Raw genomic sequence first — 7,616 nt, 5'->3', positions numbered from 1 at the left:
ATGAAGAAACAGCAGGAATTGGTCCGGATGAACCCGTTATATCAACAGGCAGACCTCTAAGCGTAGAATTGGGGCCTGGATTAATAGAATCAATATATGACGGTATTCAACGTCCTTTGGATATATTGATGGATAAAACAGGGGAATACATTACCAGAGGTGTTTCTGCCCCGGGGATTGACCGTAATAAAAAATGGCATTTTGTGCCGTCTGCAAAAAAAGGGGACACTGTGCGTTACGGAGATGCAATTGGAACAGTTAAGGAAACAAACACAGTTATCCATAAAATCATGGTGCCTTCAGAAAGGGAAGGTAAAATAGAAAAAGTTACAGAGGGTAAGTTCGCTGTTGAAGATACAGTTGCAGTAATTAAAACTGACAAAGGTCCTAAGAACATTACAATGCTGCAATACTGGCCTGTAAGAATTCCAAGACCATATCAGAAGAAGTTAGTGCCTGAGACCCCTCTTATTACAGGCCAGCGAGTGATTGACACATTTTTCCCGATTGCGAGAGGAGGCACTGCTTGTATTCCAGGTCCTTTTGGCAGTGGAAAAACTGTTGTTCAGCATCAACTTGCAAAATGGTCGGATGCAGAGATTATTGTCTATATAGGATGCGGAGAACGCGGGAATGAAATGACAGATGTATTAATGGAATTCCCGCAGCTTAAGGATCCAAAGACGGGGAACCCGTTAATGAAAAGAACTGTGCTTATAGCTAATACATCCAATATGCCTGTTGCCGCAAGAGAAGCTTCTATATATACAGGAGTAACAATAGCTGAATATTACCGCGATATGGGATATAATGTTGCGGTAATGGCCGATTCTACCTCCAGATGGGCAGAGGCATTAAGAGAAATGTCAGGCAGACTTGAAGAAATGCCTGGTGAAGAAGGATACCCGGCATATCTGCCTGCAAAACTTGCCGAATTCTATGAACGGGCAGGCAGAGTAATATGTAAAGGCGCAGATTCCAGAGAGGGCACATTAAGCATAATAGGCGCTGTATCACCTCCGGGAGGTGACCTTTCCGACCCGGTTGTTCAGGGAACATTGAAGGTCGTTAAAGTCTTTTGGGCACTGGAAGATAAACTGGCATACAGGCGTCATTTTCCTGCAATAAGCTGGATCAATAGTTATTCTTTATATCTTGATAATATCCACGACTTCTTAAAAGAAAATTTAGGTGAAGACTGGATGAGAATGCATCAGGAAGGCATGAAACTTCTCCAGCAGGAAACTGACCTTCAGGAAATTGTACGGCTTGTCGGGATGGATACTATTTCTGTTTCTGACCGCCTTATTCTTGAGACTGCAAAGTCTATAAGAGAGGATTTCCTGCATCAAAACGCATTTCACGAGATAGATACTTATACATCCCTTAAGAAGCAATATCGCATGCTGAAACTAATTATGATGCTTCATAAAAAGTGCATTCAGGCACTGGGCGAAAAGACACCTATAGAATCCCTGACTAACCTGAAAATCAGAGAAGACATATCGCGAATGCGATTCATTAAAGAGAAAGAACTGGATAAATTCTCCGAACTGGAGAAAAAAGTAGAAGAAGAGATAAATCAGCTTACAGTGGAGAGTAAGCAACAAGCGGAGTTATAAATGCAAAAAGAATATTTGACTGTTAGAGAGATAGTTGGGCCGCTTATTCTAGTAGAGGATATTAGCGGGGTGAAATATGATGAATTAATAGAAATTATCTTACCCAGTGGAGAAATAAGGCAGGGAAAGGTTTTGGAAATTTCCACTGATAAAGCTCTTATACAGGTATTTGAGGGCACAAGCGGAATAGATATAGCTAAAACCAGAGTGAAATTTTTGGGTAAAGGAATAGAGCTTCCCGTTTCAGAGGATTTGATGGGCAGGGTCTTTGACGGACTGGGCAAACCAATGGATGACGGTCCGGAAATAATTCCTGAAAAATATCTGGATATAAATGGCAACCCTATTAATCCGTATGCGCGTGATTACCCATCTGAGTTTATTCAAACCGGGATATCTGCAATAGATGGTCTGAACACTCTGGTTAGAGGACAGAAATTACCTATTTTTTCCGGCTCCGGACTTCCGCATTCCCAGGTTGCCGCTCAGATTGCAAGACAGGCAAAGGTTGTTGGCAAAGAGGAAAAATTCGCTGTTGTGTTTGCTGCTATTGGCATAACCTTTGAAGAGGCAGATTTCTTTATTTCGGATTTCAGAAGAACAGGAGCTATAGAACGAACAGTCCTGTTCATAAACCTTGCTGATGACCCTGCTATTGAGAGAATTGCTACTCCGCGTGTTGCACTAACAGCAGCAGAATATCTTGCATTCGAGAGAGGTATGCATGTGCTGGTTATATTAACGGACATGACAAATTATTGCGAAGCATTACGTTCTGTATCCGCAGCCAGAAAGGAAGTTCCCGGAAGAAGAGGATATCCGGGTTATATGTATACTGATCTTGCTTCAATTTATGAAAGAGCAGGCAGAATCAAAAATAAAAAAGGATCCATTACTCAGATTCCTATTCTGACCATGCCTGATGATGATAAAACACACCCCATACCGGATTTGACAGGTTACATTACAGAGGGACAAATTATACTGAGTAGAAATCTTCACAAAAAGGGAACATCCCCTCCAATTGACGTTCTTCCATCACTCTCAAGATTGAAGGATAAAGGGATTGGCAAAGGGAAAACCAGAGAGGACCATGCCGATGTTTTTAATCAGCTTTTTGCCGCTTATGCAAGCGGCAAAGAAGCGCAGGAACTTGCAATTATTCTTGGAGAATCCGCTTTGAGCGATATAGATAAATTATATTTTAAGTTTTCAGACGAGTTTGAAAAACGCTATGTGGGTCAGGGATACGATGAGAATAGAACCATAGACCAAACACTTGACCTGGGATGGGAACTCCTCTCAATGCTGCCAAAATCAGAACTAAAGAGAATAAGACCTGAATATATAGAGAAGTATCTGCAGAGTAAATCTAAGTAGGCATGCGAATTGTGTCCATTATTTTATGTAAATATCCGGCTTCTGTATGGACTGATCTTCATACTTGACAGTTAACATTGGCCAGTCCTCTGCCTGTGTGATTATTTCCGTTTTATCCTTGAGAGCGATTATTGTGTCTTCTGACTTTGTTCCTGTAATGGATGGATTCCACGCAAAAGCCTGATTCAATTCAACTACTTCTTTACTATCAGAGGTTCCTTTATAGTCTCTGCATGAATAACCTGTGGCTCCTCCTTGGTGATGTAGTTTCCATTCATCCCTGAAACCGGTTCTTTCATAAATATCTAAAGCTTTACTGAAAATATCTCCAACAATATTTCCTGGCCTTGTATTTGCAGTAAAGGAAGCATCAACCTCTGTAACTGCGTCATGCTTTTCTCTTAATTCAGCAGGCAGGCTTCCAAAATGGACAAGCCTTGTTAATGACGTTATTAAACCCCATTTTCTTGCGCATACCACAATCATAACATGTTTTTTTATTCTATTATCTGTTGGGATTGGGTGCCTGTATTTCTTGATACGCTCATCAGCTGCTATAAGAAGAACAATGGGAATTATGCCCGACGGGAGAAGTCTTTCTGCTACCAGCCCAGCTACTTTGTGCTCAGAATCGCCGGGCTTTATAATATCAGATACTTCCTTTAGACTTTTTGAACTCTCATGTCCAATCCATCTGTATTTTTCTATTTCCGGCTGAGTTAAACTATAGCGCAACGGGGCAATTTCTTCATCTGAGGCAACACGCATACCATCTGTTATCTCTTTAATAATTTCTGCAGATCTATCGGCCTCATTCCATGCAAATTCAACTACTTCAAATCCCTGGTCATTTATCTCCTCATCTTTGATACGTGGAGCTTCAATATTATTAGCAATAATATACTTTTTCGATTTTGTGACAATTGCTGTAACACTACCTGTTTCAGTTGCTATGCCAACGTGGTTATCCCCACCGCAGGTTAGCCACGCAAAACTATTCTGTTTATTAATAATAACGGCACCATAGCCGTTATTATCCATAAAGCCATGTAATCTCTTTTCCTTTTCTTTAATCTCGGCTTTAATATCTATGTTCATATTTAAAGACTAAATTCTTAATTTGATTAATAATTGGAAATTTAAAATTAGGAATTATGTTCTTTTGCGTTTTGCCAACAACCTATTCATAGCGTTGACATACGCTTTCACACTTGCTTCAATAATGTCTGTACTAGCTCCCCTTCCTGCTACTGTTCTATTACCAACCGCAACCTTTACATGAACCTCGCCTAATGCGTCCTTTCCTCCGGTAACAGCTTGGAGGGAATAGTCAATAAGTTTGGCTTTCAGATGGGTAATTCTGTCAATAGCTTTATACGCGGCATCTACAGGTCCGTCTCCACAAGCTGCTTCCTGGGAAATTGCATCTCCTTTTCTTAATCTTATAGTAGCAGTTGGTATAGTTTTATTTCCGCTTACAGTATTAAAGTATTCAAGAATGTAAGTTTCCGAAGTTGTAGTTATTTCATCCTCAACTATAGCCTCCAGATCTTCATCAAAAACCTCTTGCTTACGGTCTGCTACTGTTATAAATCGCTCATAGACCTGATTCAGTTTTTCTCCTTTGAGTTTATACCCCAGTTTTTCCAAACGATGTTTAAGCGCATGTCGTCCGGACCGAGCTGTTAATACAACATCGCTTTGTTGAACGCCAACTTCCTCAGGTTTCATAATTTCATAAGTATTTCTATCCTTAAGAAAACCATCTACATGAATACCGCTGCTATGAGCAAAGGCATTCTTCCCTATAATAGCTTTGTTTGGAGGAACTGATATGCCAAGGAGATGCGACACAAGCTTGGATGTTCTGTAAAGTTCCACTGTTTTTATTCCCGTAGAAAAACCAAAATAATCTGAGCGGACTTTAAGCGCCATAACTATTTCCTCAAGTGATGCGTTACCAGCGCGTTCACCAACTCCGTTGATTGTACACTCTGCTTGTCTTGCCCCAGCCTTCACTCCTGCAAGGCTATTCGCTACAGCCAGACCAAGGTCATTGTGACAATGAACACTAATAATAGCCTGACTAATATTCGGGACTTCCTCTCTAATCTTCATGATAAGTGATGCGAATTGTTCTGGCATAGTGTATCCGGTTGTATCCGGGATATTAATGATTTTTGCACCTGCTTCTATAACGGCTTCCACCATTTCCAGTAGAAAACCTGGCTCTGCTCTTCCAGCATCTTCTGCGTAAAACTCCACTTCTCTGGCGAATTCCCTTGCTAATTTGACCGACTGCACAGCCATTTTCAAAACTTCAGTTCTTGTTTTTCTAAGCTTACTCTCTATATGGATATCTGAAACACCGAGCCCTGTATGAATTCGTGATTTAGAGACTCCTTTTAGGGCTTTTCCTGCTATCTCTATATCCTCAGAGCGACATCGAGTGAGTGCACAAATGATCGGTTGATGAATCTCCTTGCCAATCGCCTGAACAGCTTCGAAATCGCCAGGAGAAGAAGCAGGAAAACCAACTTCCATTACATCCACGCCCAAACGCTCCAGTTGTCTGGCTATCTCAAGTTTTTCCTGAGGACCCAGTCGAGTACCTGCGGCCTGTTCTCCATCACGCAGGGTAGTGTCAAATATTACAATTCTATTATTCATGAGTTTCTTTTACTTTCCCTTAGCAAGCCAGGGCATCATGCTTCGTAGTTTCTTGCCTATTACTTCAATCAGATGTTTCTCATCCTTTTTAGCCAATGCATTAAACACAGGTCTATTAGCCTGATTCTCCAGAATCCACTCTCTGGCAAATTCTCCTGACTGAATCTCCTTTAATATCTTCTTCATTTCAGCTTTTGTCTCTTTGGTTACTATTCTAGGCCCTCTGGAAAGATCTCCATATTTAGCTGTATCGCTGATTGAATATCTCATCCAGCCAATGCCACCTTCATGCAGTAGATCTGTTATCAGTTTCACTTCATGCAGACATTCAAAGTAAGCCATTTCCGGCTGATATCCTGCTTCAACTAATACTTCAAAACCTGTTTTTATCAAAGCAGTTAAACCGCCACATAGAACTGTCTGCTCACCAAAAAGATCAGTTTCTGTTTCTTCTGCAAAAGTTGTTTCTATTACACCTGCTTTTGTGCCGCCAATTCCCTTAGCATATGCAAGCCCAAGATCCTTAGCCTTTCCTGTGTATTCCTGGAAAATCGCTAATAAGCATGGCACTCCGCCTCCGCCCTCATACATTCTTCTAACTAAATGGCCCGGTCCCTTTGGTGCTACCATAAAAACATCTATGTTGCTTGGAGGAACTATCTGTCCAAAATGGATATTAAATCCATGTGAGAAAACAAGCGCTTTGCCGTCTTTCATATACGGAGCTATATCGTTTTTGTATACCTTTGCCTGCACATCATCCTGTGTTAGAATCTGGATAATATCTGCTTTCTTAGTAGCTTCCTGGGCGCTTACAGGTTCAAATCCTGCCTTAACAGCCATTTCCCAGTTTGGACTGCCTTTAAGATCGCTAACAATAACCTTTATTCCGCTATCCCTGAGATTTTGCGCCTGAGCATGTCCCTGACTACCATAACCAATAATGGCTACAGTTTTCCCTTTTAACACCCCTAAATCTGCATCCTGATCATAATACATCTTTACCATTTTCTAACCTCCTATTTTTTTATTACTATTCATTAATTCTTTTATTTCTAACATAAATTGTGACCAAATCGCTGAAATGTTGTTAGCTAAATCCTTTAGCTGAGACTCTTCAAGCATAAATCCATATGCATGAATGAAAAAATGCCTAAAAGTTAGGTACTCATAAAGCTTATCAGATAGCTTCTCCGAAATAATCTTTCTGGATACCGAAAGATTTAAAATGTCTTTATGCCATGTATCGGATTTAGGAATCTTAATATCTTTTGCATGCAGAATTTGTTTTAAAATATTTTCTACTCCATTGTAGATGTTATGAAGAAATGTACCAATAGCTGCTAATTCAACAACTGATTTCTCTTTTCTTGCCATAGCATCTTCAAGACTACTCAATACTACATTAACGTTCTGTTTTTCTGCGAGAATCTGCTTAGATAATTTATCCATAAATTTTTATTCCATCTTCTTCTACAAGTTGATTGAATAGCGACTTCTTTGAGAGGTCAATAAGATCAACAGGTCTCGATAAATGTTTAAACAATTCGGCATAAAATTTGAAGAATAATCTAGGTTCAATGCCTTTCACTCCAATATCAATATCATTTGCCTTTAAATTCTTTGTTGCCGAAGAACCAAACAAAACGATATAGGAAACATTGTATTTTTTTGCATACCGCAAAATTATATTTTTATCCTTTCGTGCTATCATTTTTTCCCCTTTTTCTAACCTACTGTTTTTTTACTATTTGAGTACCTATTATGCACTTTTACAATTTTTTTTGCAAAATTTATTTTCATAAGGTAATGCAAGAAGTTTTATGCAAATTCATACTATCAATCTCTCCTAAGGACTGTAAATTATCAGTCATCTCCTAAATTGTTTATGCTACTTCTCTTCACCTTGTGGATACTGCCGTTCTGTGTATAACTCTTCGAGTT

Annotated in this window: 7 protein-coding genes; 2 read left to right on the top strand and 5 right to left on the bottom strand. The window is 39.8% G+C overall.

Annotated features, from left to right (window positions below):
• Together KKC91_00520 and KKC91_00515 are read left to right on the top strand one after the other, a co-directional pair.
• The coding region (locus KKC91_00520; protein ID MBU0477042.1) for a V-type ATP synthase subunit A at positions 1–1,622 on the top strand (1,622 nt) is incomplete at its 5' end.
• Entirely contained in the window at positions 1,623–3,002 is a 1,380-nt protein-coding gene (locus tag KKC91_00515) for a V-type ATP synthase subunit B (protein MBU0477041.1), read from the top strand. It begins immediately after the preceding gene.
• An 18-nt stretch (positions 3,003–3,020) separates the two neighbouring features.
• Here the strand turns inward: KKC91_00515 and KKC91_00510 are convergent, their stop codons facing one another.
• The 5 genes from KKC91_00510 to KKC91_00490 are packed head-to-tail and all read right to left on the bottom strand — an operon-like array spanning position 3,021 to position 7,386.
• Positions 3,021–4,100: a M24 family metallopeptidase gene (locus KKC91_00510; GenBank protein MBU0477040.1), complete on the bottom strand. Its 1,080-nt coding sequence runs from the start codon at positions 4,098–4,100 to the stop codon at positions 3,021–3,023.
• Between the two features lie 54 nt (positions 4,101–4,154).
• On the bottom strand, positions 4,155–5,672 hold the full coding sequence (locus tag KKC91_00505) for a 2-isopropylmalate synthase (GenBank protein MBU0477039.1): 1,518 nt from the start codon (positions 5,670–5,672) through the stop codon (positions 4,155–4,157).
• Positions 5,673–5,681: 9 nt separating this feature from the next.
• Positions 5,682–6,680, bottom strand: coding sequence for a ketol-acid reductoisomerase (ilvC, locus tag KKC91_00500; protein MBU0477038.1), 999 nt, complete (start codon positions 6,678–6,680; stop codon positions 5,682–5,684).
• A gap of 3 nt (positions 6,681–6,683) precedes the next feature.
• Positions 6,684–7,124 (bottom strand): hypothetical protein, encoded by a 441-nt coding sequence (locus tag KKC91_00495; protein MBU0477037.1) that lies wholly within the window; start codon positions 7,122–7,124, stop codon positions 6,684–6,686.
• Positions 7,117–7,386, bottom strand: coding sequence for a nucleotidyltransferase domain-containing protein (locus KKC91_00490; protein ID MBU0477036.1), 270 nt, complete (start codon positions 7,384–7,386; stop codon positions 7,117–7,119). The genes KKC91_00495 and KKC91_00490 overlap by 8 nt, the downstream gene beginning before the upstream one ends.
• Positions 7,387–7,616: the final 230 nt, after the last annotated feature.

Source organism: bacterium (assembly GCA_018812485.1).
In the GTDB taxonomy this organism is placed as follows: Bacteria; JAHJDO01; JAHJDO01; order JAHJDO01; family JAHJDO01; genus JAHJDO01.
This window is presented reverse-complemented; position numbering and strand designations above follow the sequence as displayed.

Bases quoted from the DNA above. Each gene is read 5' to 3' on its own strand.
- KKC91_00515 (MBU0477041.1), top strand. From the start codon at position 1,623: ATGCAAAAAGAATATTTGACTGTTAGAGAGATAGTTGGGCCGCTTATT.
- KKC91_00510 (MBU0477040.1), bottom strand. From the start codon at position 4,100: ATGAACATAGATATTAAAGCCGAGATTAAAGAAAAGGAAAAGAGATTA.
- KKC91_00505 (MBU0477039.1), bottom strand. From the start codon at position 5,672: ATGAATAATAGAATTGTAATATTTGACACTACCCTGCGTGATGGAGAA.
- ilvC (MBU0477038.1), bottom strand. From the start codon at position 6,680: ATGGTAAAGATGTATTATGATCAGGATGCAGATTTAGGGGTGTTAAAA.
- KKC91_00495 (MBU0477037.1), bottom strand. From the start codon at position 7,124: ATGGATAAATTATCTAAGCAGATTCTCGCAGAAAAACAGAACGTTAAT.
- KKC91_00490 (MBU0477036.1), bottom strand. From the start codon at position 7,386: ATGATAGCACGAAAGGATAAAAATATAATTTTGCGGTATGCAAAAAAA.